The sequence below is a fragment of the Arthrobacter sp. YAF16 genome (assembly GCF_052113385.1).
Lineage (GTDB): Bacteria > Actinomycetota > Actinomycetes > Actinomycetales > Micrococcaceae > Arthrobacter.
This window is the reverse complement of the sequence record NZ_JBFRDC010000011.1, coordinates 24346-47115: the sequence shown is the minus strand read 5'-3', so window position 1 is coordinate 47115 and position 22770 is coordinate 24346. Positions and strand designations below refer to the sequence as shown.

The 22770-nt window shown below is 67.9% G+C and carries 20 protein-coding genes; 4 read left to right on the top strand and 16 right to left on the bottom strand.

Annotated elements, in window-relative coordinates; all coding sequences use genetic code 11:
* Window positions 1–80 precede the first annotated feature (80 nt).
* Window positions 81–425: a LysM peptidoglycan-binding domain-containing protein gene (locus AB4Y91_RS16000; RefSeq protein WP_441419453.1), complete on the bottom strand. Its 345-nt coding sequence runs from the start codon at window positions 423–425 to the stop codon at window positions 81–83.
* Window positions 426–876: 451 nt separating this feature from the next.
* On the opposite strand from AB4Y91_RS16000, the gene lexA reads away from it, so the two are divergent.
* Window positions 877–1626, top strand: a complete 750-nt coding sequence (gene lexA, locus AB4Y91_RS15995) for a transcriptional repressor LexA (protein ID WP_175323240.1) — start codon at window positions 877–879, stop codon at window positions 1624–1626.
* 256 nt (window positions 1627–1882) lie between these two features.
* Here lexA and AB4Y91_RS15990 read toward each other — a convergent pair whose 3' ends face one another.
* The gene (locus tag AB4Y91_RS15990; protein ID WP_441419406.1) at window positions 1883–4033 is read right to left on the bottom strand and encodes an ATP-dependent DNA helicase; all 2151 of its coding nucleotides are present in this window, start codon (window positions 4031–4033) and stop codon (window positions 1883–1885) included.
* Window positions 4026–5609 carry a GTPase HflX gene (hflX, locus tag AB4Y91_RS15985; RefSeq protein WP_441419405.1) on the bottom strand — a complete coding sequence of 528 codons (1584 nt, stop codon included), beginning with the start codon at window positions 5607–5609 and terminating at the stop codon, window positions 4026–4028. The genes AB4Y91_RS15990 and hflX overlap by 8 nt, the downstream gene beginning before the upstream one ends.
* 558 nt (window positions 5610–6167) lie before the next feature.
* Between hflX and AB4Y91_RS15980 the strand changes: the two genes are divergently transcribed.
* The gene (locus AB4Y91_RS15980; protein ID WP_441419404.1) at window positions 6168–6782 is read left to right on the top strand and encodes a class I SAM-dependent methyltransferase; all 615 of its coding nucleotides are present in this window, start codon (window positions 6168–6170) and stop codon (window positions 6780–6782) included.
* Here the strand turns inward: AB4Y91_RS15980 and dapF are convergent.
* The 6 genes from dapF to AB4Y91_RS15950 form a co-directional block, all read right to left on the bottom strand.
* Window positions 6763–7719 carry a diaminopimelate epimerase gene (gene dapF / locus AB4Y91_RS15975; RefSeq protein WP_441419403.1) on the bottom strand — a complete coding sequence of 319 codons (957 nt, stop codon included), beginning with the start codon at window positions 7717–7719 and terminating at the stop codon, window positions 6763–6765. The genes AB4Y91_RS15980 and dapF overlap by 20 nt on opposite strands.
* Window positions 7720–7840: 121 nt before the next feature.
* Entirely contained in the window at window positions 7841–8719 is an 879-nt protein-coding gene (gene miaA, locus AB4Y91_RS15970; protein WP_441419452.1) for a tRNA (adenosine(37)-N6)-dimethylallyltransferase MiaA, read from the bottom strand.
* A 106-nt stretch (window positions 8720–8825) separates the two neighbouring features.
* Window positions 8826–10370: a tRNA (N6-isopentenyl adenosine(37)-C2)-methylthiotransferase MiaB gene (gene miaB / locus AB4Y91_RS15965; protein WP_441419402.1), complete on the bottom strand. Its 1545-nt coding sequence runs from the start codon at window positions 10368–10370 to the stop codon at window positions 8826–8828.
* Between the two features lie 71 nt (window positions 10371–10441).
* Window positions 10442–10927 (bottom strand): regulatory protein RecX, encoded by a 486-nt coding sequence (locus AB4Y91_RS15960; RefSeq protein WP_441419451.1) that lies wholly within the window; start codon window positions 10925–10927, stop codon window positions 10442–10444.
* A gap of 145 nt (window positions 10928–11072) precedes the next feature.
* Window positions 11073–12122 (bottom strand): recombinase RecA, encoded by a 1050-nt coding sequence (recA, locus tag AB4Y91_RS15955; protein ID WP_138769744.1) that lies wholly within the window; start codon window positions 12120–12122, stop codon window positions 11073–11075.
* A gap of 241 nt (window positions 12123–12363) precedes the next feature.
* Window positions 12364–12582: a DUF3046 domain-containing protein gene (locus tag AB4Y91_RS15950; protein ID WP_056740635.1), complete on the bottom strand. Its 219-nt coding sequence runs from the start codon at window positions 12580–12582 to the stop codon at window positions 12364–12366.
* A 41-nt stretch (window positions 12583–12623) separates the two neighbouring features.
* On the opposite strand from AB4Y91_RS15950, the gene AB4Y91_RS15945 reads away from it, so the two are divergent.
* The gene (locus tag AB4Y91_RS15945) at window positions 12624–13145 is read left to right on the top strand and encodes a MarR family winged helix-turn-helix transcriptional regulator (RefSeq protein ID WP_441419401.1); all 522 of its coding nucleotides are present in this window, start codon (window positions 12624–12626) and stop codon (window positions 13143–13145) included.
* A gap of 104 nt (window positions 13146–13249) precedes the next feature.
* Here the strand turns inward: AB4Y91_RS15945 and AB4Y91_RS15940 are convergent, their stop codons facing one another.
* The 7 genes from AB4Y91_RS15940 to AB4Y91_RS15910 all read right to left on the bottom strand — a co-directional run bounded on the left by AB4Y91_RS15940 (window position 13250) and on the right by AB4Y91_RS15910 (window position 21400).
* The gene (locus AB4Y91_RS15940; protein WP_138769747.1) at window positions 13250–13702 is read right to left on the bottom strand and encodes a helix-turn-helix domain-containing protein; all 453 of its coding nucleotides are present in this window, start codon (window positions 13700–13702) and stop codon (window positions 13250–13252) included.
* A gap of 138 nt (window positions 13703–13840) precedes the next feature.
* Window positions 13841–14371 (bottom strand): CinA family protein, encoded by a 531-nt coding sequence (locus tag AB4Y91_RS15935; RefSeq protein WP_441419400.1) that lies wholly within the window; start codon window positions 14369–14371, stop codon window positions 13841–13843.
* Window positions 14368–14940 carry a CDP-alcohol phosphatidyltransferase family protein gene (locus AB4Y91_RS15930; protein WP_441419450.1) on the bottom strand — a complete coding sequence of 191 codons (573 nt, stop codon included), beginning with the start codon at window positions 14938–14940 and terminating at the stop codon, window positions 14368–14370. The genes AB4Y91_RS15935 and AB4Y91_RS15930 overlap by 4 nt, the downstream gene beginning before the upstream one ends.
* Before the next feature lie 93 nt (window positions 14941–15033).
* Entirely contained in the window at window positions 15034–17982 is a 2949-nt protein-coding gene (locus AB4Y91_RS15925; protein ID WP_441419399.1) for a DNA translocase FtsK, read from the bottom strand.
* Between the two features lie 244 nt (window positions 17983–18226).
* Window positions 18227–19915: a ribonuclease J gene (locus AB4Y91_RS15920; RefSeq protein WP_441419398.1), complete on the bottom strand. Its 1689-nt coding sequence runs from the start codon at window positions 19913–19915 to the stop codon at window positions 18227–18229.
* A gap of 59 nt (window positions 19916–19974) precedes the next feature.
* Window positions 19975–20883 carry a 4-hydroxy-tetrahydrodipicolinate synthase gene (gene dapA, locus AB4Y91_RS15915; protein WP_441419397.1) on the bottom strand — a complete coding sequence of 303 codons (909 nt, stop codon included), beginning with the start codon at window positions 20881–20883 and terminating at the stop codon, window positions 19975–19977.
* A 64-nt stretch (window positions 20884–20947) separates the two neighbouring features.
* Window positions 20948–21400 (bottom strand): hypothetical protein, encoded by a 453-nt coding sequence (locus AB4Y91_RS15910; protein WP_441419396.1) that lies wholly within the window; start codon window positions 21398–21400, stop codon window positions 20948–20950.
* A gap of 127 nt (window positions 21401–21527) precedes the next feature.
* Between AB4Y91_RS15910 and AB4Y91_RS15905 the strand changes: the two genes are divergently transcribed.
* A complete protein-coding gene (locus tag AB4Y91_RS15905; RefSeq protein ID WP_441419395.1) occupies window positions 21528–22763 on the top strand; it encodes a heparan-alpha-glucosaminide N-acetyltransferase domain-containing protein in 1236 nt (411 codons plus the stop codon).
* Window positions 22764–22770: the final 7 nt, after the last annotated feature.

The following is a 22770-nucleotide window of genomic DNA, read 5'->3' as shown; positions in this document are numbered from 1 at the left end:
CGGCCCCGCCCCGAAACTGTGACCGCGAATGGCCGCCCGGCGGCACCGATGGCCCGGCGCGCCACTCGCCCAGGTAGGGCTTACTTGGAGGGTACGTAGAGCTGCTGGCCGGGGAGGACGCGGGCGGCTCCGAGGTTGTTGAGCTGAACGATGTCGGCGACCACGTCACGGGGGTCGCGCTCCGGGGCGACGGCACCGGCGATGGCCCAGAGGGACTCCCCCGGCTGGACCGTGACGGTGACCGTCGGGGTGAGCGAGAGCTCCGCGGCCGAGTCGGCGGCCTTGGCCGGAGCATTCAGGAAGCCGGACAGTGACAGGACGAGGACGGCCAACAGAACCAGCGGCAGCCCGAAGAAGACGAACCGGCCGCGGCGGGTCAGCCGCAGCCGAGCCTGCCGGGCTGGTGCCGCGGGTGCGGCCTCCATGGGGATGGAAACCAGCGAACCGGAAATAGCGCTTACTGCTGACATGAGCTGAGCCCTCCTGGACTTATCTGTGCCACTGGAAATACCTGTGCCGCCCGGCGTACTCCTCGTACCTGCCGCCAACCGGCCTAACCTTCAAACGCAAAACCCTTGAATGCGAACCCTCGAACCCGAAACTTCGAACACAGAACCGAAACCAGTGGACCGGACCAAGGGTGGAGCTTCGAACACATATTCGAACATTGCTATTCCTGTTTTAGCACTTATGAACGAACATTGTCGAGACTCGCTAGAACAAATGTTTGAAAAACCTTGTTGGCTGGCCTACTTTTGAATCACAGGACAACCACTTGTGTTGATGAACATCAGTTGATCAGCGGGGTCTGACATTTTCAGCTCGGCAGGTCCCGGTAGCCACAGCGGCCGGGCGGAATGGAAAGGCATGGCGAACATGGCAGCACAAGCCGCCGGCGGGAGGGCTTCCCAGCGCAGCCCCCAAACCGGCCGGGCGCCGAAAAGCCTGACCGTCCGGCAGAAAAAGATCCTGGAGACCATCCAGCGTTCCGTGACGGACAACGGTTACCCGCCCTCGATGCGCGAGATCGGCGACACGGTAGGGCTCGCCAGCCTCTCCAGCGTCACCCACCAGCTCTCGCAACTGGAAAAGCTCGGCTACCTGCGGCGGGACCCCAAGCGGCCGCGCGCCATGGAAGTCCTCATGCCGCTGACACTGGATGAAGGCACGACCAGGATTTCCGGCGTGGAGAAGTCCAGCGGCCTGCGGGCTGTCGGCGGCCTCGCCGTCTCGGAGCTTGCCAGCGCCACGGACACGGCCATGGTGCCGTTCGTGGGCCGTATCGCCGCCGGCGGGCCGATCCTGGCCGATCAGGTGGTGGAGGACGTGATGCCCCTGCCGCGCCAACTGGTGGGCCACGGCGAACTGTTTATGCTCCGGGTGGCAGGCGATTCGATGATCGACGCCGCCATCTGCGACGGCGACTGGGTCGTCGTCCGGCGTCAGAACGATGCCGTCAACGGGGACATCGTGGCCGCCCTGCTCGATGACGAGGCAACGGTCAAGACGTTCCGCCAGCGGGACGGCCACACCTGGCTGCTCCCGCAGAACACCCAGTACGAGCCGATCCTCGGCGACCATGCCGTCATTATGGGCAAGGTCGTCTCGGTGCTGCGCTCCCTGTAGCGCCCCTGCCACACCACTCTCCGGCCGGCCCATCTCCCGGCAGCTCGAAGGCCCCGTCCGCAGTTCCGGACGGGGCCTTCTGCGCTCCCGCCCGGTTCTTGGCACACTGACGGCGCGCCCGCCCGCGCGGTGCCGCGGTGACCCGGCAGTGCCGGTCCCGGGCGCGGAAAAAGCGGGCGGGAACGCAAGCGCCGGCCCACATACCCCCGGCCCGGCCCCGGCCGGCGGCAGCCTGCTTGGCGGGCCGCTTCACCGGTTACGTGGCGGGCTGCTTGGCGGGGCTCTCCTTGGCGAGGCGTTCCAGGGCGGCCAAGGCCACCGAGGTGTCGGTAGTGGGCCAGAAGGGGGGCAGGGCGGCCCGGAGGAACGCTCCGTACCGTTCGGTGGACAGCCTGGAATCGAGGACCGCCACCACGCCCTTGTCCGACGTCGAACGGATCAGCCGGCCGGCGCCCTGGGCGAGGCGGATGGCCGCGTGGGTCGCCGAGACGCTCATGAAGCCGTTGCCGCCGGACTGGGCCACAGCCCGGGAGCGGGCGGTCATCAATGGATCGTCCGGCCGCGGGAACGGGATCCTGTCGATCACTACCAGGCGGCAGGAGTTCCCGGGCACGTCGACACCCTGCCAGAGCGACATGGTGCCAAAGAGACAGGTGTCCGGCTCATCGGCGAACTGCTTCACGAGCGCGGTCATGGTCGACTCGCCTTGGCAGAGAATGCTCAGGCCCAGCCGGGGACGCATCGCCTCGGCCGCCTCCTCGGCGGCGCGCCGGGAAGAGAAGAGACACAGGGCGCCGCCGCCGGAGGCACGGATCAGCTTCTCGAGCTCATCGAGGGCTTCCGGGGATGTTCCCCGGCCCGGCTTGGGCAGGTGCTTGGCAACGTAGAGGATGCCTTGCTTCGGATATTCGAAGGGCGAACCGACGTCGACGCCCGTCCAGCTGGGTGCGCCCGGGCCCACCAGGCCGAGCCCTCCGGCCGCCGGCTCGAAAGCCGAACCGATCGCCAGGGTTGCCGATGTCAGGACGACTGTATGGTCGGCGAACAGTCCCTCGCGGAGCCGACCGGCGACGCTGAGCGGGGCGATGTTGATCAGGGCCGGCGCGGAGTCATCGGGCTGCGAGTAGCCCTGTTGCGGGTCGAAGCTGCTGTTGCGGGAGAACCAGACCACCTCGCGGTTCTCCTTGGCGGCCAGGAGCCGTTCGCACAGTTCCAGGATCACCATCAGCCGGGACCGCGCAAGCTGCCGGCCGCCGTCGGCCGTGTTGGCGCTGTCCCCCTTTGAATCGGAGAGCGCGGCGCGGCAGGCGTCGCGCAGCTGGTCCACGCAGTCGAGCTGTTCGCTGTTCAGTCCGTTCGGCATCAGCCCGCTGGGAACGCCCTCGATGGCGAGCTCAAGGTTGGACGCGGCGTTATTGAGCGCATCTACCGTGATCCCGGTGTGCTTGCGGGCGCCGGAGGCGGCGGCGTGGACCATGGCCACGGACAGCTGGCCGGACACGGCGCCCGTGACCCGGTCCTGCAGTTCGTGCGCCTCGTCCACCACCACGACGTCGTATTCGGGCAGCACGGCCAGGCCCTCGAAGGCGCTGACGGCCAGCATGGCGTGGTTGGTAACCACCACATCGGCATCGGCGGCGTTCTGGCGGGCGAGTTCGCTGAAGCATTCGGCGGCGAGCGGGCACTTCTGCGCGCCCAGGCACTCCATGGACGTAACGGAGACCTGCCGCCAGGCACGGTCGGTCACGCCCGGCATGAGCTCGTCGCGGTCCCCGGTGTGGGTGTCCTCGGCCCATTCGCGGAGCCGGACCACTTCCTTGCCGAGTTGCGAGGACGGGCCGCCCATCGCGGCGGCGAAGTGCGGCACCGAGGTGTCCTCGCCGAGGGAGAACAGTTGGCCCTCGGACGGTTCCTCGGAGGGGAAGCCGCCTTCGAGCTTATGGCGGCAGACATAGTTGGACCGGCCCTTGACCAGTGCGACCTTCACCGGCCGCTCCAGGGCCGGGGTGATGGTCTTGAGCAGCCGGGGCAGGTCCCTGCCGACAATCTGGGTCTGAAGTGCCAGGGTGGCGGTGGAGACAAGGGTGGGCTTGTCGCTGACCAGCGAGTGGGCGATCAGCGGAATCAGGTAGGCCAGGGATTTGCCGGTGCCGGTGCCGGCCTGGACCAGCAGGTGGTCGCCGGTCTCGATCGCTCGCGCCACCTGCCGTGCCATTTCGTGCTGGCCGTCGCGGCTCTGGCCGCCCATGCCGGCGACCGCCCGGTCGAGCAGTTCAACCACGAACTGCTCGCCGGACGGGCCGCTTTTAACCTTGTCTTTAGCCGGGCCGCTTTCGGACGGGCTGCTGCCGGACGGGCCGCTTTGGGACGGCGCGGCCGCCCCTTCAGCCTCCGCTGGTTCAGTCATTGCTGACGAAGGAATCCAGTTCGGCCGCGAGCCCCTCGCGCACCATCACCACGGCTCGGGTGCCGGTCTCCTCGTGGTCGAGGCTGATGATCTCGGCGTCGGTCTCGTGCAGCTTGCTGAGCAGGTCCCCGCGGTTGTACGGGATCATCAGTTCCATCTTGACGCTGGGCCGCGGAATGCCCTCGCTGATGGCCTTGAGCAGCTCCGAGATGCCTTCCCCGGTGCGGGCCGAGACCACAACGTGGCGCGGCTCGCGCTGCTTGAGCCGTTCGATCACGAACGGGTCGGCGGCGTCGGCCTTGTTCAGGACGATGATTTCCGGCACCTTGCGGGCGTCGACTTCGCTGAACACCTTGCGGACGGCCGCAATCTGGCCCTCCGGATCTGGGTGGGAGACGTCGACGACGTGCAGGATCAGGTCCGAGTCGGCGACCTCCTCCAGGGTGGAGCGGAAGGCCTCCACCAGCTGGGTCGGCAGCGAGCGGACAAAGCCCACGGTGTCGGCGAGGGTGTACCCCAGGCCGTCCGAGGTTTCGGCCTTGCGGACCGTCGGGTCCAGGGTGGCGAACAGGGCGTTCTCCACCAGGACGCCGGCGTCGGTCAGGCGGTTCAGCAGCGAGGACTTACCGGCGTTGGTGTAGCCGGCGATCGCCACCGACGGCACGGCATTACGACGCCGGTTGGCCCGCTTCGTTTCCCGGGCCGGCTTCATCGCGGCGATTTCGCGCCGCAGCTTGGCCATCCGGGTGCGGATCCGGCGGCGGTCCAGCTCGATCTTGGTTTCACCGGGGCCGCGCGAACCCATGCCGGCTCCGGCGCCGCCCACCTGGCCCCCGGCCTGGCGGGACATCGACTCACCCCAGCCGCGCAGGCGCGGGAGCAGGTATTCGAGCTGCGCCAGTTCCACCTGGGCCTTGCCCTCGCGGCTCTTGGCGTGCTGGGCGAAGATGTCCAGGATCAGGGCCGTGCGGTCGATGACTTTGACCTTGACGATGTCTTCCAGGCTGCGGCGCTGGGAGGGGGCGAGTTCGGCGTCGACCACCACCGTGTCGGCGCCGGTGGACATCACGATGTCCTTGAGCTCCTGGGCCTTGCCGGAGCCCAGGAAGGTGCCAGGGTCGGGCTTGGCGCGGCGCTGGACGAGCCCGTCGAGCACCTCGGAACCGGCCGTTTCCGCGAGGGCTGCCAGTTCGCGCAGGGAGTTCTCGGCATCGGCGAGGGTGCCTTCTGTCCAAAGCCCGGCAAGCACAACGCGCTCGAGGCGCAGCTGCCGGTACTCGACTTCGGTGACATCTTCGAGTTCCGTCGACAGGCCTGCGGTTCGGCGCAGCGCGTGGCGCTCCTCGAGGTCCTGTTGGTCGCCGTCGTAGCTGCTGTGTTCCTCATCCAGCCGCGAAATCGCCTGGGCCTTGCCGAACACCGCCTTGGACTCGCCGGGGTGCCCGGCGTCGGCGCTGCGTCCGGTCTTCGGGGCGGGGGCGTCTTTGGAGAGGATCCGGTCGATGACAGCCTGGATTTCCGCAGGGCTCATGTCCTGGGCGGCTGAATCGGGTCCGGTGTTGGGCTGACTGGTCATGGTCTCCTTTGAAGGGTCTACAACTTCAGAATAGTGCTGTTCGGTGTTTCGTGGCGCGGTATTCGCGCTGGGCTGACGACTATTGGTCATCCGTGCCTCCTGGGTTGCCTGGCGGCTGCGGCGCCGCTGGCCGGGCGGGGCTCCCTGGCAAAGCGCTAAACAAGGGAGCGGGGCGGTGGATATGGGAGGGGAATGGCGTCTGATGGCGCCGTGTGGCGGTGAGAAACGGTCCGTTCAGCACTGCGGCAACTGCTGCCGGGCACTGCTTTGGTTTAAAGCCCTTTGGCTTCAAGGCTTGACTCCAAGTGGTCTGGCGCCAGCGGGTGATGTTTGCATCACGGAGGGGGCGCACTGAGCGGAAGGTAACTACCTGCGTCGCTGCGGGGACGGGACATTCGACAACGAATCGAAGGCCCGTGCCGGTTACTTGAAGTTAAGGATCATGTTTTTAAGATTAGCAGACCGTGCGGTGGCCACGGCGCGGCGGGGCTGTGCCGGTCGCTGGCGTGTCCGGGCCGGTTTCCCATACCGCCGGACCGCCAACTAATCTGGCCAGTTATGGAGTCTGCACACTATTTCAGCGCCCAGCCCGCCGGGCCGTTCACCCGCAAGCCACTGACCGTGGAGCTTGCCGGCGAGCAGCGGCAACTGCAGACGTCCTCGGGAATCTTCAGCCCGGATGGAATCGATAAAGGGACCGCCGTCCTGCTGGCCGACGTCCCGGCCCCGGCACCGCAGGGAAACCTGCTGGACATCGGCTGCGGCTGGGGGCCGATCGCGCTGACCATGGCCCTGAGGGCGCCCCATGCCCGGGTTTATGCGGTGGATGTCAATGAGCGCTGCGTGGCGCTGACGAATGAAAATGCAGCCCTGCTGGGGCTGGAGAATGTCACGGCCAGCGCACCCGGGGACGTCGACCCGGAACTGCGCTTCGACACGATCTGGTCCAACCCGCCCATCCGGATCGGCAAGGACGAACTCCACGCCCTGCTGCTGCTTTGGCTGCCGCGCCTTGCCCCGGGCGGGTCGGCCTGGCTGGTGGTCCAGAAGAACCTTGGTTCGGATTCGCTTCAGCGCTGGCTGACGGCGGAGCTCGACAGCAGCTTCAGCGTCACCCGCGAGAGCACGTCAAAATCCTTCCGGATCCTGCGGGTCAGGAAAGCGTCCCGCTAGCAACGATCACGGCCGGGCCGCTAAGCTCCACGTGCTCGTGGCCGTCCGCGGCGAGGAAGAATTTCACGCCGACGACGCCGCCGGGAACCGCAACGTTCCAGGTGTCCGGGGCGCCCTGGCCGGCCCAGTGCCGGATCGCGACGGCGGCGGCGCAGGCGCCGGTCCCGCAGGACAGGGTCTCCCCCACTCCCCTTTCGTGCACGCGCATGGTGATGGTCCCGACACCGTCGTGAACGAGCGGCTCGGACGGCACGACGAACTCAACGTTGGTCCCGTGCGGCGGCACCGGGTCGACGCGGGGTGCCCTGAAGAGGTCCGTGGCGTCGAGTTCCGCGAGTTCCGCCAGCGCGACCACGGTGTGCGGGTTCCCCATGCTTACGGACAGCGCGGGCCTGGCGACTTCCAGACCGTCGGCGCTGACCAGCGAATCCATGGCCCGCGCGGTTGCTTCTCCCGGGAAGATGAACTCCCAGGGGCCCATGTCCACGGCGTAGCCGGCCGCGGTGCGGACCACGGTCTTCACACCGCCGCGGGTTCCGATGGTGAGCGACTCGCCGGCCGGCAGGTCGACCAGTCCCTCGTTGATGAGGAAGTGGACGAAGACGCGGACGCCGTTGCCGCACATTTCCGACAGCGAGCCGTCACCGTTGCGGTAGTCCATGAACCATTCGGCCGCGGGGTGGTCGGCAAGCAGCTCCCGGCCTTCGGCGAGCAGCCGGGAGGGAACGGCGCGGATGAGTCCGTCGCCACCGATGCCGCGGTGGCGGTCGCAGAGGGCGGCGACCTGCTCCGGGGTGACGGAGAGGGCACCGTTGGGGTCCGCGATCAGGACGAAGTCGTTGCCGGTTCCGTGGCCCTTCGAGAACTTCAGGCCGCCGAGCGCGGCAGTGCCTGAAGCAGCATGGTGGTCAGCGGCCGTGGCAAGGGTTTCGTCCATGCTCCAAGGTTACCGTTCCGGCCGGGCCGGGACGGAACCGTGACACCGGCCACCCCGTCAAAAGCCGCAGCGCCGGGATCCGTAGCGATGGATCTTTGGCGGTGGCTTCAGCGGGAGATCTTCAGCGGGAGAGCGCAGTGGCCTTCGCCAGCAGTCCGGGGTCCTGCCAGTCAAGCCAGTTGATCCGGGGGTCGGCGCGGAACCAGGTGAGCTGGCGCCGGGCGAACTGCCGGGTGGCGACAATGGTCTCTTCGGCGGCCTGCTCCTGGTCCGCCGCGCCGTCGACGACTTTCAGGAACTGCGCGTAGCCCAGTGCCCGCGAGGCGGTCTTGCCGCGGCGCAGCCCTTCGGCGTCGAGGCGCCGGACCTCCGCCAGCAGCCCCTGCTGCACCATCGCGTGAACCCGGGCGGCTAGGCGTGCCCGCAGCTGTTCGCGGTCCACCTGGAGCCCGATCTGCACGGCCGGCTGGAAGTACTCGCGGGTGGGCATGAAGGAGCTGAAGGGCCGCCCGGTCAGTTCGAAGACCTCCAGTGCCCGGATGACGCGGCGGGCATCACCCAGCCGCCCGGCCGAGACCGGATCCACGAGTTCCAGCCGGGTACGCAGCGGCGCGAGGCCGGCCGCTGCCTCCTCCGCTTCCAGGCGGCGCCGGATGGCGGGGTCGGTTCCGGGGAATTCGAGCACGTCCAGGGCGGCGCGGACGTATAAGCCTGAGCCGCCGGCCAGGATGGCCCGTTTGCCCCGGGCGTGGATGTCCGCAATCACGGCCCTCGCCTGCTGCTGGAAGTCCGAGACACTGGCCTCCTCGGTCACGTCGAGGATGTCCAGGAGGTGGTGCGGCACTCCCCGGCGTTCGGCGGCGGTGATCTTGGCCGTACCGATGTCCATGCCGCGGTAGAACTGCATAGCGTCGGCGTTGACGACCTCGCCGTCGAGGGCCAGTGCCAGCGAGACAGCCAGATCCGACTTTCCGGAGCCGGTGGGCCCGACGACGGCGATGACCGGCGGTGTCGGTTCCGCGGCGCCGGAGTTTCCCGGTGCCGCGGAATCGTCGGGGGCGCCGGCAGGGTCGGGGCCGTCGTAAGGGGCGGGGGCGGGCACGGGGTTAGCGGCCGCGGACGGGGAGGCTCGGCATGCCCAGCGAAACGCCGGATGTGCCTCCCGAGCCGCTGCCGGCGGCCGGAGCGCCGCAGGAATCGGCCTGGGACCGGTCCCAGGCGTCGCCGGCGCGTGAGCGGCGCAGGCTGTAGTCGTCGGCAGTGGCCGGGTCGGCGACGAGGTGGAACGCCGCGGCCTCGGTGATTGTCACCGTGACGAGGTCTCCGGGGCGGGGTGCTTCGGCGCCGTCCGGTGCGGAGAAGTGCACTAGGCGCTGGTCCTGGGCGCGGCCGGAGAGGCGGTGGGTTTCCCCGGCCTTTCGGCCCGACTGCGCAGTCACCATGACCTCGACGCGGCGGCCCAGCTGGCGGGCGTTCTCCTCGGCGGCGATCCGGTCCTGCAGGGCGGTGAGCCGTTCGAAGCGTTCCTGGACCACGGCCTTGGGCAGCTGGTCCGGGAGTTCCGCGGCAGGCGTGCCGGGCCGCTTGGAGTACTGGAAGGTGAAGGCGGTGGCGAAGCGGGACTTCTCCACGACGTCGAGCGTGGCCTGGAAGTCCTCCTCGGTTTCACCGGGGAACCCGACGATGATGTCGGTGGAGATGGCGGCATGCGGGATCTTCTCCCGGACCTTGTCCAGGATGCCGAGGAACTTGGTGGAACGGTAGGACCGCTTCATCTCCCGGAGCACCTTGTCCGAGCCGGACTGCAGCGGCATGTGCAGTTGCGGCATGACATTGGGGGTCTCGGCCATGGCGTCGATGACGTCGTCGGTGAAGGCGGCCGGGTGCGGGCTGGTGAACCGGACGCGCTCCAGCCCGGGGATCCCGCCGCAGGCGCGCAGCAGCTTGGAGAACGCCTGCCGGTCGCCGAACTCGACGCCGTAGGAGTTCACGTTCTGGCCCAGCAGTGTGACTTCGATGGCGCCGTCGTCGACGAGGGCCTGGATTTCGGCGAGGATGTCGCCGGGCCGGCGGTCCTTTTCCTTGCCGCGCAGCGCGGGGACGATGCAGAAGGTGCAGGTGTTGTTGCAGCCGACCGAGATGGAGACCCAGCCGGAATAGACGGAGTCACGCTTGGTGGGCAGCGTCGAGGGGAACACATCGAGCGATTCCAGGATTTCCAGCTGCGCCTCGTCATTGTGGCGTGCGCGGTCCAGCAGGGCGGGCAAGGCGCCGACGTTGTGCGTTCCGAAGACGGCGTCGACCCAGGGCGCCTTCTTGAGGATGGTTTCGCGGTCCTTCTGCGCCAGGCAGCCGCCAACGGCGATCTGCATGCCGGGGTTGGCTTCCTTGACCGGGCGGAGGATGCCGAGGTTGCCGTAGAGCTTGTTGTCGGCGTTTTCCCGCACCGCGCAGGTGTTGAAGACGACGACGTCGGCCAGTTCGCCTTCGGAGCGGACGTAACCGGCGGCTTCGAGCATTCCGGACATCCGCTCGGAGTCGTGCACGTTCATCTGGCAGCCGAAGGTCCGCACCTGGTAGGTGCGGGCCGGGCCAGTCTCATCCGGATAAGGGGCTCCGCCGGCGGCGGGGGAAGGAATGGTCAAACTCACCTGTTAAGGGTACCGGTTCGGCGTGGCCGTATTCGCGGATGCCTCGTTTCGATGCCGCGAAGGGCATCGCATCAGGCACCGCCGTCCTGCTCTTCGAGGGCAGCGTCCAGGACCTCCCCCACGATCCGGAAGGCCTGCGACGGCTGGTAGCCCTTTCGCGCGAGCATGGAGGCCAGCCGACGCACCGTTTTGTCCCGCTCGGCACGGTCTTTCAGTCCCCTCGCGTTCCGCACCTTGCGTTCCACGAGTTCCCGCGCTGCGGTTTCCTCGTCCTCGTCACTGAGCTGTTCGAGGGCGCCGGCAGCGGTCTCCTCGTCGATGCCCTTCTCAGCCAGCTCCCGGCGCAGGGCGCCCTTGGCCAGCTTCCGCGTCTGGGACCTGCTCCGCACCCACATATCGGCGAACTCGGCGTCGTCGATGAGGCCGACCTCTTCGAAGCGGTCAAGGACGGCCTCGGCCACGTCGTCCGGGATGTTGCGCTCGGCCAGCTTGCGGGAAAGCTGCAGCCGGCTCTTGGGCGAGTTGGTCAGCTGCCGCAGCACGACGGCGCGTGCCACGGCGGCGGGATCAGCGTCGGCATCCTGCTCGGGCGCCGGCTGCACGGTCCGGTGCGGGTCGCCGGGGCCGTCAACGACGCCGGGGCCAGGATTCCGGGAAGAGAATCCTGACCCCTTACGGCGTCGTGCGGCGGAGGCCCGGCTGTTAGAAGCCGTCAACGGCCTTCAGCTTCGGTGATTCCTCCGGGTCGGCGGCCTTGACGCCGACGCCGAGCTTTTCCTTGATCAGGCGCTCGAGTTCGGCGGCGAGTTCCGGGTTGTCCCGCAGGAATCGCCGGGAGTTCTCCATGCCCTGGCCCAGCTGGTCCCCGTCGTAGGTGAACCACGAGCCGGACTTCTTGATCAGGCCGTGCTCGACACCCATATCGATGATGCCGCCCTCGCGGGAGATGCCCTGGCCGTAGATGATATCGAATTCGGCGATCTTGAAGGGCGGAGCCATCTTGTTCTTGACGATCTTCGCCTTGGTCCGGTTGCCGACAGAGTCCGCGCCCTCCTTGAGGGTCTGGATGCGGCGGACGTCGATGCGGATCGAGGCGTAGAACTTCAGCGCCTTACCGCCGGTGGTGGTTTCCGGGGAGCCGAAGAACACGCCGATCTTCTCGCGCAGCTGGTTGATGAAGATTGCCGTGGTCTTGGTCTGGCTCAACCGGCCGGTGATCTTACGCAGCGCCTGGCTCATCAGCCGCGCCTGCAGGCCGACGTGGCTGTCGCCCATGTCGCCTTCGATTTCGGCGCGGGGTACCAGAGCGGCGACGGAGTCGATGACGATCACGTCCAGCGAGCCGGAGCCGATCAGCATGTCCATGATTTCAAGCGCCTGCTCACCCGTGTCCGGCTGGGAGACGAGCAGCGCGTCGGTGTCCACACCGAGCTTGGCGGCGTATTCCGGGTCGAGGGCGTGCTCGGCGTCGATGAATGCGGCGATGCCGCCCTGGCGCTGGGCGTTGGCCACGGCGTGCAGCGCGACGGTGGTCTTACCGGAGGACTCAGGGCCGTAAATCTCGACGACGCGGCCGCGGGGCAGGCCGCCAATTCCGAGGGCCACGTCCAGTGCGATGGAGCCGGTGGGGATGACCTCGATGGGTGCGCGGACTTCGTCGCCCAGGCGCATGACGGAGCCCTTGCCGAACTGCTTGTCAATCTGGGCTAGCGCTGCGTCGAGCGCCTTCTGGCGATCCGGGGCTGCGGCCATGATTCACACCTCTAATACTTTCTCGCTGGAGAGTGGCCGTCGCGGCCGTTGTTATGTCATCCCTGACGCTAGTGGCAGCCACTGACAAAGTTGCCGCCGCCGTCGCGTATGTGGATAACGCTCTGAAAAAAGCATAGCCCGACCCGAACAGATATTCGAACAATCGCAGCGGCGTGTCAGTCGTCCGATGCCCGACGACCGGTGCCGGACCGGTGCCGGCGCGGCGCCGGGGAGGGCCCGGTCAGCGCGGCTTAACGTCGCGGCCGAGCCGCCGTTCGGCGGGCACATCCTGGACATCGCAGAGCGCCAGCCAGACCTGTTTGGGCGGTACGCCCGCGCTCAGCGCCTGGTCCGCGGTGCGTCCGCCCACACCCGCCAGCACCAGGGAGCTGCTGAGGACCCGGGAATATCCCGCCCCGAACTCGTCGTCCATAAGCCGCCAGAAGTCGCTGATTCTCACCGATAAAGTCTCTCACGGGCGCGGACCCTAGAATGGTTGCTATGAGCAACCCAAGCGACGCCGCCCCGGATCCGGCGCCAATTTCCGGGACCGGCGAACCCGCCGCGGAGGAGGCGCTGGCCGCCGTCGAGCGCCAGTTGAGCCTGCTGTGGCGGCGTGCCCGTTCCATGTCGCAGCAGCTCTCCCGCCAAGTCCATCCCGAGATGGAGCCTGCGGCGTACGGGCTGCTGTCGGTCCTTCGGACCAAGGGCCCCATCCGGCTGACCGAACTGGCCTCCTGCATCGGCGTCGGCAAGCCCTCGGTGAGCCGCCAGGTCGCCTTCCTGGAAGGCCTCGGCCTGGTATCAAAGGAAGCCGACCCGCTGGACGGCCGCGCCCAGGCCATCAGCCTGACGGCCAAGGGCGAGGAGAAGATGCACCTGGTCCAGGATGCGCGCCGCGAGGTCTTCCGCGAACGGCTGGCAGAGTGGCCGGCCGGGGAACTGGAAGCCTTCGCCGGCTACATGGCGAAGCTCAACGCCACCTACGAACGCGACGGCTTCCCGCGCGACGAAGGCCTCTAAGCCGCTCCGGCGAAGGAGCACCGGCCAGAACATATGGCTCCAGGACACGGAAAAGGTCCCCGGCACACCGCCGGGGACCTTCCTTTGGATCGAATGGAGTGGGGCTAGCGGGCCCCGGAGAGCAGGCCTGTGGCCAGCTCGTCGTTCAGCTCGGTGTTGAGTTCACGGTCCAGGTCACGGCCGTAGCGCTGCGCAAATTCCTGGGGCACGGTGTCCGGTACCGCTACGCCCTCGGCCACGGCGACGCGGTCGCTGACTTCGCGGAGCATGCTGGACAACGGGACGTCGAGGGCCGAGCAGATCGAGGAGAGCAGCTCCGAGGAGGCTTCCTTCTGGCCGCGTTCCACTTCACTCAGGTAGCCCAGGGATACACGGGCACTGTGCGAGACTTCGCGGAGGGTACGGCCTTGGCGTTGGCGGACATCGCGCAGGACATCACCGATTTCGTGACGAAGTACAACCATCTTGCGCTCCTTCTGTTCGCTCTTTGCCTGATCGGCGAGGCCCACATCCTTCCAGCGGACAACGCCGTTTACGGATACGGGCTGCTTTACCATCTGTATCGCCTTGCTCCCTCGTATGTGTTGTTCGCGGTTTAGTGCGAACGTTGTGATGATTTCATCCTAGGCGCCACCCTTATTCGGGGGCGACACAATGTAACAACTATTCGGAATCAACTTTTGTTCCCGGCAACTTTACCCGCGGTAGCTTGCCGGCGATAGGGCTTCGAGCAGGCGCTCCAGGGCGGCGCCGCACGCCAGCGCCCGGATCTCCTGGCGGCTCCCCTCGAAGTGGTACGCGAACGAGGTCGCGCCTTCTGCCGTGGCGAGGCCGACGAAAACGGTTCCCACATCCTTGCCGTCGTGCGCCTCCGGGCCCGCCACCCCGGTGGTGGCCACGGCGACGTCGGTACCGCACGCGGTGCGCGCACCGGCGGCCATCGCCGCGGCAACCTGACCGTCCACCGACCCGGCGGCGTCGAGGAGTTCGCGGGACACGCCCAGGATGCTGGCCTTGACCGAGTTCGCATAGGCGACCACACCGCCCTGCAGCATGCCGGACGCACCGGGGGTATCGGCCAGCACGGCGGCCACCATTCCGGCGGTGAGCGACTCAGCCGTGGCCACGGTCAGCCCGCGCTCAATGGCGCGGGCCACAGCCTGCTCGGCGAGTCGGTGCAGATTCGGGTGCAGCCCCGGGTGGGCGTTTTGCTGCGGATTGCTCATGGCGTCCCCTCCTGGACCTGCTGCTTTTTGGCCCGGATGCCGCTGGCGCGCAGCTTGAGGGCTTCAACGACATATTCGGCGCCGGTCCAGACCGTGATCGCCAGGGCGGCCATCATGACCGCGAAGGCCAGGAATCCCAGCCACGGCGCAATCGAGGCCAGCGGCATCACGTACAGGAAGATCGCCGCGGTCTGCACGACGGTCTTGAGCTTGCCGCCGCGGGATGCCGGAATCACGCCGTAGCGGATCACGAAGAAGCGCAGCGCCGTGACGCCCCACTCGCGGACGAGAATCAGGACCGTGACCCACCAGGGCAGTTCGCCGAGCAGGGAAAGCATCACCAGGGCCGAGCCGATCAGCAGTTTGTCCGCGATCGGGTCCGCGATCTTGCCGAAGTCGGTGATTAGCCCGCGGCTGCGCGCGATGTCGCCGTCGAGCTTGTCAGTGTAGATCGCCACCGCGAAGACGACGACGGCGGCCCAGCGCCACGCGCCGTTCTGCGCGTCCAGGCCCGGGGCATCGGCGAGGAGGAACCAGACGAAAAACGGCACCAGCGCGATCCGCAGCATCGTGAGGATGTTGGGCAGGTTCCAGATCCGCGGGGCGGACCCGGCGTTGGTTTCGGCGCTAGTCACCTTCCTAGGCTACCGTCTCGCCGCCGGCTACCGTCCGGTCAGCGACCAGGCGTCCTCGGAACCCTCGTCGTCGTCGCCGGGGCCGTCGGCGCCGTCGTAGTAGTCGACGCTCTGGGTGCGGTTGTCCAGGTCGGCGGCCACCAGGTCCTCCGCGTAGCCGCCCTGGGCGATGTTGGCGTTTGCGTTCTCGCTCAGCGCGGCCGTCTGCGAATCGGTGGCGACCGGGCCGTCCTGGCCCTTCATGGCGGCCAGGACCGCGGCAAGGTCGTCCGGCTTGACCAGGACGTCGCGGGCCTTGGAGCCCTCTGAGGGGCCCACCACTCCCCTGGACTCCAGCAGGTCCATCAGGCGGCCGGCCTTGGCGAAGCCGACCCGGAGCTTGCGCTGCAGCATCGACGTCGAGCCGAACTGCGTGGTGACGACGAGCTCGGTGGCCTGCAGCAGGACCTCGAGGTCGTCTCCGATGTCGTCGTCGATCTGCTTCTTCTGCGCCTCGGGGGCAACGTCGTCCCGGTAGACGGCCTTGAGCTGGCCCTTGACGTGTTCGACGACCTTATGGATTTCGGACTCGGTCACCCAGGCGCCCTGCACGCGCATCGCCTTGGAGGCACCCATCGGCAGGAAGAGCGCGTCGCCCTGGCCGATCAGCTTCTCGGCGCCGGGCTGGTCCAGGACCACGCGGGAGTCGGTCACGGAGGAGGTGGCGAAGGCCATGCGGGACGGGACGTTGGCCTTGATCAGGCCGGTGACGACGTCGACGGAGGGCCGCTGCGTGGCGAGCACCAGGTGGATGCCGGCGGCGCGGGCGAGCTGGGTGATGCGGACGATGGAGTCTTCGACGTCGCGCGGGGCCACCATCATGAGGTCGGCGAGTTCGTCCACGATCACCAGCAGGTACGGGTACGGGCGGATGACGCGCTTGGAGCCCTCCGGCGGGTGGACCTTTCCGGCCCGGACCGCCTTGTTGAAGTCGTCGATGTGCTTGAAGCCGTAGTTGGCGAGGTCGTCGTAGCGGGCGTCCATTTCTCGGACCACCCATTGCAGCGCCTCGGCGGCCTTCTTGGGGTTGGTGATGATCGGGGTGATCAGGTGCGGGACGCCCTCGTAGGCGGTCAGCTCCACCCGCTTGGGGTCCACCATGACCATGCGGACCTCGTCCGGGGTGGCGCGCATCAGGATCGAGGTGATCATCGAGTTCACGAACGAGGACTTACCGGCACCGGTGGCGCCGGCCACGAGCAGGTGCGGCATCTTCGCGAGGTTGGCGACGACGTAGCCGCCCTCGACGTCCTTGCCGACGCCCATGACCATGGGGTGGTCCGTACGGCGCGCGTTCTGGCTGCGCAGCACATCGCCGAGCGACACCGTCTCGCGGTCCGTGTTGGGGATCTCGATGCCGATGGCCGACTTGCCCGGGATGGGGCTCAGGATGCGCACGTCCGAGCTCGCGACGGCGTAGGAGATGTTCTTGGACAGGGCGGTGACGCGCTCCACCTTGGTGCCCGGGGACAGTTCGATTTCGTAGCGGGTCACGGTGGGTCCGCGGCTGAAGCCGGTGACCTGGGCATCGACGTTGAACTGGGTGAGCGTCTCGGTCAGCGAGGCGACGATCGCGTCGTTGGCCTCGGTGCGTTCCTTGGGGATGGAGCCGGGGGTGAGCATGTCCGACGCCGGCAGCGTGTAGGTGACGTCGCCGGCGAGCGAGAGCTGTTCGGTGCGCTGCGGGATCGGGGTGGGCGGCGGCGCCGGGGCAACCGGGTTCGCGGGGACCTTGGGAGCGGCGGCGCCGGCGTTCGGGGAGGGGTTCAGGGATCCGGCGGCGACCATGCCGGGGGTGACGAGCGGGATCGCCTCGGTGGCGTTCTCCGCCGCGGCGCCGGCCGCGGTGCTGCCAAGGCCCTGGGCCGCCTTGATCTTTTCGACGGCGATTTCGGCCTGTGTGGGCCGCCGGACGCCGGGCGCCACGGCCTTGGCGGCCTTGCCGCCTGCCTTTGTGCCGGCGGCGCCTGCGGTCGTTTCGTCGTCGTCGACGACGGCGTGTTCGAAGGCTTCGTCGCCGACGTAGCCTTCCAGCCGGGCGTCGCCGTCGTCGTCCTTGCCGAACAGGCGCTTGCGCTTCTTCTTGGGTGCGGGGGCGTCGTTCTCGTACAGGTAGCTGCGGTCGTGGGCGCCGTTCCCGGCTTCGTCCGGGTAGTCCTGCAGGTCGATGCCCATCAGGTGCTCGTAGGCGCCGCGCAGCCGGGACGGGATGGCGCCGAAAGGTGTGGCCGTGACGATGAGCAGCGAGGTGAAGGCCAGCAGGCTGTAGAGCGCGACGGGCACGGCGGCGTGGATGGTCGCCAGCGGGGCGGCGGCGAGGTAGCCGAGCATGCCGCCTGCGCGGCGGAGCCCGTCGAAGCCGTCGGCGACGGTCGGCTGGCCGCCGATGATGTGCGCCAGGCCGCTGCCGGCGAAGGTCATGATGAGGAAGCCGATGCCGATCCGGTTGTTGCCGCGGCCGTCGACCGGCTGGCGAAAGAGCCGGAAGGCGCAAACGAAGAGCATCAGCGGCAGCAGCAGGGACATCCAGCCGAAGGTGCCGTTGACGACTCCGAAGACCAGGTCCGGGAGCCAGCCTTGGAAGCCCCACCAGGCGAAGGTGGCAATGAAGACGCCGAGCGCGAGGTTGAACAGGGCGGCGCCGTCGCGGCGGTCGGCCGGGTCGAGGTCGCTGACATCGTGGCCGATCCGGCGGATACCGGCGCCCACCACATGGCCTACCCCCAGCCAGGCCCCGGCCACAATCCGCACCAGCCACGGCTGCCGCGGTTCGACGGCGGCAAGCTGCCGGGTGCGCGCGGTTCCCTGCGGACGGCTGGTCTTGGACGCAGCTGCGCCCGAGCCCCGGCCTGCAGAGCCGCCGGTGGTGCTCTTTGAATTGCCGCGTGAGTTGCCGCTGGAGTTGCCTCTAGGCGCGGAGGAGGTGCGTGTCGCCATACCCGCAACGGTACCCGACGCCGGGCGGAAAACCGCGGATTTCCGGGGCAGGCGGGGTTCATGTTGAACCGCCCGGGCGGCTGGTTTCCCCGCCGCCACCGCGCCCAGGGGGCTTCCTGGCAACGGAAACGGCCCTCCCCGGCGGCGCCGCCGGGAAGGCGGTGCCGGCGGGGAGGGCCGTTTCCTTGCAGCTCGTGTGCCGTGCTCGTTGCCGGGCTGTGCTTTTGCCTGGCCGGGCGCGGGCCTACGCCTCCAGGACCACCGGGATGATCATGGGCTTGCGGCGCAGCTTGCGGTTGACCCAGGTACCGACGACGCGGCGGACAACCTGCTGGAGCTGCTGCGAGGTGTGGTCCCGGTTCTGTACGGCTTCCTCGAGTGCGGCGTTGATCTTGGGGATGATCTCGTCGAAAACGGAATCGTCCTCGGCCACGCCGCGGGCGTGGATCTCCGGCCCGGAGACCACCTTGCCGGTGGCACGGTGGATGACCGTGATGATCGAGATGAAGCCCTCGTCGCCCAGGGTCTGGCGGTCCTTGAGGTCCGCTTCGGTGACTTCGCCGACGCTGGAGCCGTCAACGTAGACAAAGCCGACCTCGACCTGGCCGACGACGTCGGCCTGGTGGTCGCGGAGGTCGATGACGGTGCCGTTGTCCGCCAGCAGGATGCTTTCCTCCGGGACGCCCGACTCGAGGGCGATCTTGCCGTTGGCGATCAGGTGGCGCGTCTCGCCGTGCACCGGCATCGCGTTGAGCGGCTCAAGGATGTTGTAGCAGTAAAGAAGCTCGCCCGCGGCCGCGTGGCCGGAGACGTGTACCTTGGCGTTGCCCTTGTGGATGACGTCCGCGCCGAGCTTGAGCAGGCCGTTGATGATGCGGAAGACGGCGTTTTCGTTGCCCGGGATGAGGCTGGACGCGAGGATCACGGTGTCGCCTTGGCCGACGATGACGCGGTGGTCGCCGTTCGCCATGCGGGACAGCGCCGCCATCGGCTCGCCCTGGGAGCCGGTGGACATCAGGACCACGCGGTTATCCGGCAGATTGTCGATGTTCTTGATGTCGACGAGGATGCCCGCCGGCACCTCGAGGTAGCCGAGCTTGGCGGCGATGGCCATGTTGCGGACCATGGAGCGGCCGACGAAGGCCACCTTGCGGTTGTGGTTCGCGGCGGCGTCGAGGACCTGCTGGACGCGGTGCACGTGCGAGGAGAACGACGCCACGATGATGCGCTTGGACGCCTGGCCGAAGAGCCGGTCCAGGGTGGGGCCGATTTCCTTTTCCGCGGTGGTGAAGCCGGGGACGTCGGCGTTCGTGGAGTCGGACATGAACAGATCTACGCCTTCTTCGCCGAGCTTGGCGAAGTGGCGCAGGTCGGTGATTCGGCCGTCGAGGGGAAGCTGGTCCATCTTGAAGTCGCCGGTGTGCAGCACGGTGCCGCCGGAGGTGCGCAGGAAGACGGCGAGGGCGTCCGGGATCGAGTGGTTGACGGCTACGAATTCGCACTCGAAGGGGCCGAGCTTCTGGATCTGGCCCTCACTCACGATCTGGGTGTTCGGCTTGATCCGGTGTTCCAGGAGCTTCGCCTCGATCAGGGCCAGCGTCAACTGCGAGCCGACGATGGGGATGTCGTTGCGCAGGCGCAGCAGGTACGGGACGGCACCAATGTGGTCCTCGTGGCCGTGCGTGAGGATGACGGCGACGATGTCGTCCATGCGGTTCTCGATGTAGGAGAAATCGGGCAGGATCAGGTCAACGCCGGGCTGGGTCTCTTCCGGGAAGAGGACGCCGCAGTCAACGATGAGCAGCTTGCCGTCGATTTCGAAGACAGTCATGTTGCGGCCAATCTCCCCGAGGCCGCCAAGCGGAACGATCCGCAGGGTGTTCTTGGGCAGTTTCGGCGGCGTGACAAGGCCGGGAAGGGCGGTTTGGGTCATAGTGCACTACTTTCCAGGCGGAGCAGGAGGGATCTTCTGTTCGATCAGGCAGGGCCGGATCAGGAGAAGACGAGTCCTGCTTCCGCCAAGTCCTCGCGGATCGTTTCGATCTCGGCTTCGCCCGGCTCCACGAGGGGCAAACGGACAACCGAGTTGGGCAGGACTCCCTGCCACTTAAGAACTTGCTTCGCAGCAACAGCACCCTGGATATGGGTCATCACTGCACGGACCACTGGGTCCAGTTCGAAATGTATGGTGCGGGCGGTGGCAAAATCGCCTGCAAGTGCGGCATCGATCATCGCACGGAACTGCTTGGTGGCCACGTGCGCCGAGACGCTGACCAGCCCGACGGCGCCGGCCGCCATCCACGGCAGGGTCAGCCCGTCGTCTCCGGAGTAGACATCCAGTTCGGTGTTCGCCATCACGCGCGTGACCGCGGCGAAGTCGGCCTTGGCGTCCTTGAGGGCGATGACGCGGGGGTGGTCCGCGAGCCGGATCATGGTCTCGGGCAGGATCGGCACACCGGCACGGCCCGGGATGTCGTAGACCATGACGGGCAGGTCCGCGGCGTCGGCGACGGCCTCGATGTGGGCCTGGATCCCGGCCTGGCTCGGCTTGTTGTAGTAGGGGGTGACGATCAGCTGGCCGTGCGCGCCGGCCTTGGCGGCCCGCTTGGCCATCTCGATCGAGTGCGAGGTGTGGTTGGTGCCGGTGCCGGCGATGACCTTGGCCCGGTCCCCCACGGCCTCGACGATGACGCGGAACAGCTTTTCCTTTTCGTCATCTTCCAGCGTCGAGGTTTCACCCGTGGTGCCGGAGATTACGAGGGCGTCGTTGCCGTCGTCGACGAGCTTGTTGGCCAGCTCTGCGGACTGCTGATAGTCGACCTCACCGTCGTTGGTGAACGGAGTGACCATGGCGGTCACAAGGGTTCCAAACGTGTAAGAGCGAATGTCAGAGTCAGCCATAGGAAAAACGTTACCTTGTCCGTGGCTTGTTAGGACAATGGCGACGGAGTGATGCGCGTCAAATTCAGCCCTCCCGCGCCGCGTCTGCCGGGGTTCCGGGACGCCCCGGGGGAACGGCGCAGTAGCGGCTCACAGCCTCCTCGCGCAACGCCTCAGCCCAGGCCGAGAGCCGCTGCGCGGCACGGACGTAGTGGAACAGCTCCGTAGGGGTGAGCGCCTCGAGGTCGGTCTCGGCGAGCCGGCGGGCCAGTTCGGCGCCGGGCGCCTGGGCGGACAGGGCCGTCCCTTCACGATGCCACTGGACGTCTTCGGCGGCCTCCCCCGCGACCAGGCGCCGGAAGAGGAAATCCACCACACCCGGGCTCATGGCCTTGAGGACGCCGGTGGTATCTACGGCGCCAGCTGCCTTGAGAGGAGCGGCAGTCTGATGGAAACCGGCCGTCTGGTGGAAACCGGCTGTCTGGTGGAATGCGGCCGTCTGGCGGACTTCGGGGCCCGGCTCTGATGCATTGTTCATGCTGGCCATGTTATTCGAACATATATTCGAATACAAGGACTGCTTTGCCGCTGTACCCGAACAGCCACCCCTGCCGGCGCAGCCCCGGCGACGGGCCGGGGCCGGCGGTACATGAGACGATCAGAAGATGACCTCGCGCGGTATGGCTACGACTTCAAGGACCGCCAGTGCCAAGGCGGCGGCGCCCCGGCTTACCGGCGTCGACGCAGCCCGGGGGCTGGCGCTGCTGGGCATGATGGCGACCCACGTGCTCCCCACCTTCGAAACCGATCCGCAGCTCACCCCGACCTTGGTCGGCCTCACGTTCTCCGGCCGCGCGGCCGCACTCTTTGCCGTGCTCGCGGGGATCGGCCTGGCGCTGTCCACCGGAAAGGAGCGCCCGCTGGAGGGCGCGGAGTTATGGGCGGCCCGCCGCGGCATAGCGCTCCGGGCACTCGTCGTGGGCGCCGTCGGGCTTTCCCTCGGCGGCCTGGAGGTCAACATCGCGGTCATCCTGGTCAACTACGCCCTGCTGTTTCTCTGTGTGCTGCCGTTCGTCGGCCTCCGCGCGAAACGCCTCTGGACCCTGGCGGCGGCCTGGTTGCTGGCAACCCCGGTCCTGGCCTATCTCCTGCGGCCATGGCTGTTGTCCGCCGAACCGCCCCTCCGGCTCGGCCACAACCCCGGCTGGGAGGATCTGGCCACTCCGGCGCGGCTGCTCGGCGACGTGTTCCTGACCGGGTACTACCCTGTGCTGCAATGGCTCGCCTACCTGCTGATCGGCCTGGCGATCGGTCGGCTGGCGCTGGCCAAGGCGGCCGTTCCCTGGCTGCTGCTGGCCGCCGGAACCATCGCCGCGGTTCTCGCCAAGTGGCTGAGCGTGGTGCTGATGGAGGACTGGGGCGGCCGGGCGGCGCTGCAGGAGAAGGTGGGCGATCCGGCCTATCCGCTGGCGAGCCTGTTGCAGGTGAACCTCGCGGGCATCGACCAGTCTGGTTCCGTCTGGTGGCTGGCGTCGAGCGCCCCGCATTCTGGCACCACGCTGGACCTGCTGCACACCTCTGGGGTCGCCGCCGCGGTGGTGGGTTTCTGCCTGCTGCTGGCACGGCTCGCCGACTGGGTGCAGTTGGACCCGCTGCTCCCGCTCCGCGGCGCCGGCGCCCTGACCCTGAGTCTGTATACGGCGCATGTGTGCCTGATGGCGTCCCTGCACGGACACCCGCTGCCCGCCGGGTGGAGCACGGAAGGCGTTTACTTGGCCCAGGCGGTCGCCGCGCTGGTCATTGGCGGCGTTTTCGCGGCACAGGCCTGGCGCGGACCGCTGGAATGGGTGGGCCACGCCGCGAACCAGCTGGGCCGCGGCCGCTGGGCACGGTCACGCTAGGCCCGGG

Bases quoted from the DNA above. Each gene is read 5' to 3' on its own strand.
- AB4Y91_RS16000 (WP_441419453.1), bottom strand. From the start codon at position 425: ATGGAGGCCGCACCCGCGGCACCAGCCCGGCAGGCTCGGCTGCGGCTG.
- lexA (WP_175323240.1), top strand. From the start codon at position 877: ATGGCAGCACAAGCCGCCGGCGGGAGGGCTTCCCAGCGCAGCCCCCAA.
- AB4Y91_RS15990 (WP_441419406.1), bottom strand. From the start codon at position 4,033: ATGACTGAACCAGCGGAGGCTGAAGGGGCGGCCGCGCCGTCCCAAAGC.
- hflX (WP_441419405.1), bottom strand. From the start codon at position 5,609: ATGACCAGTCAGCCCAACACCGGACCCGATTCAGCCGCCCAGGACATG.
- AB4Y91_RS15980 (WP_441419404.1), top strand. From the start codon at position 6,168: ATGGAGTCTGCACACTATTTCAGCGCCCAGCCCGCCGGGCCGTTCACC.
- dapF (WP_441419403.1), bottom strand. From the start codon at position 7,719: ATGGACGAAACCCTTGCCACGGCCGCTGACCACCATGCTGCTTCAGGC.
- recA (WP_138769744.1), bottom strand. From the start codon at position 12,122: ATGGCCGCAGCCCCGGATCGCCAGAAGGCGCTCGACGCAGCGCTAGCC.
- AB4Y91_RS15945 (WP_441419401.1), top strand. From the start codon at position 12,624: ATGAGCAACCCAAGCGACGCCGCCCCGGATCCGGCGCCAATTTCCGGG.
- AB4Y91_RS15940 (WP_138769747.1), bottom strand. From the start codon at position 13,702: ATGGTAAAGCAGCCCGTATCCGTAAACGGCGTTGTCCGCTGGAAGGAT.
- AB4Y91_RS15935 (WP_441419400.1), bottom strand. From the start codon at position 14,371: ATGAGCAATCCGCAGCAAAACGCCCACCCGGGGCTGCACCCGAATCTG.
- AB4Y91_RS15930 (WP_441419450.1), bottom strand. From the start codon at position 14,940: ATGCTGCGGATCGCGCTGGTGCCGTTTTTCGTCTGGTTCCTCCTCGCC.
- AB4Y91_RS15925 (WP_441419399.1), bottom strand. From the start codon at position 17,982: ATGGCGACACGCACCTCCTCCGCGCCTAGAGGCAACTCCAGCGGCAAC.
- AB4Y91_RS15920 (WP_441419398.1), bottom strand. From the start codon at position 19,915: ATGACCCAAACCGCCCTTCCCGGCCTTGTCACGCCGCCGAAACTGCCC.
- dapA (WP_441419397.1), bottom strand. From the start codon at position 20,883: ATGGCTGACTCTGACATTCGCTCTTACACGTTTGGAACCCTTGTGACC.
- AB4Y91_RS15910 (WP_441419396.1), bottom strand. From the start codon at position 21,400: ATGAACAATGCATCAGAGCCGGGCCCCGAAGTCCGCCAGACGGCCGCA.
- AB4Y91_RS15905 (WP_441419395.1), top strand. From the start codon at position 21,528: ATGACCTCGCGCGGTATGGCTACGACTTCAAGGACCGCCAGTGCCAAG.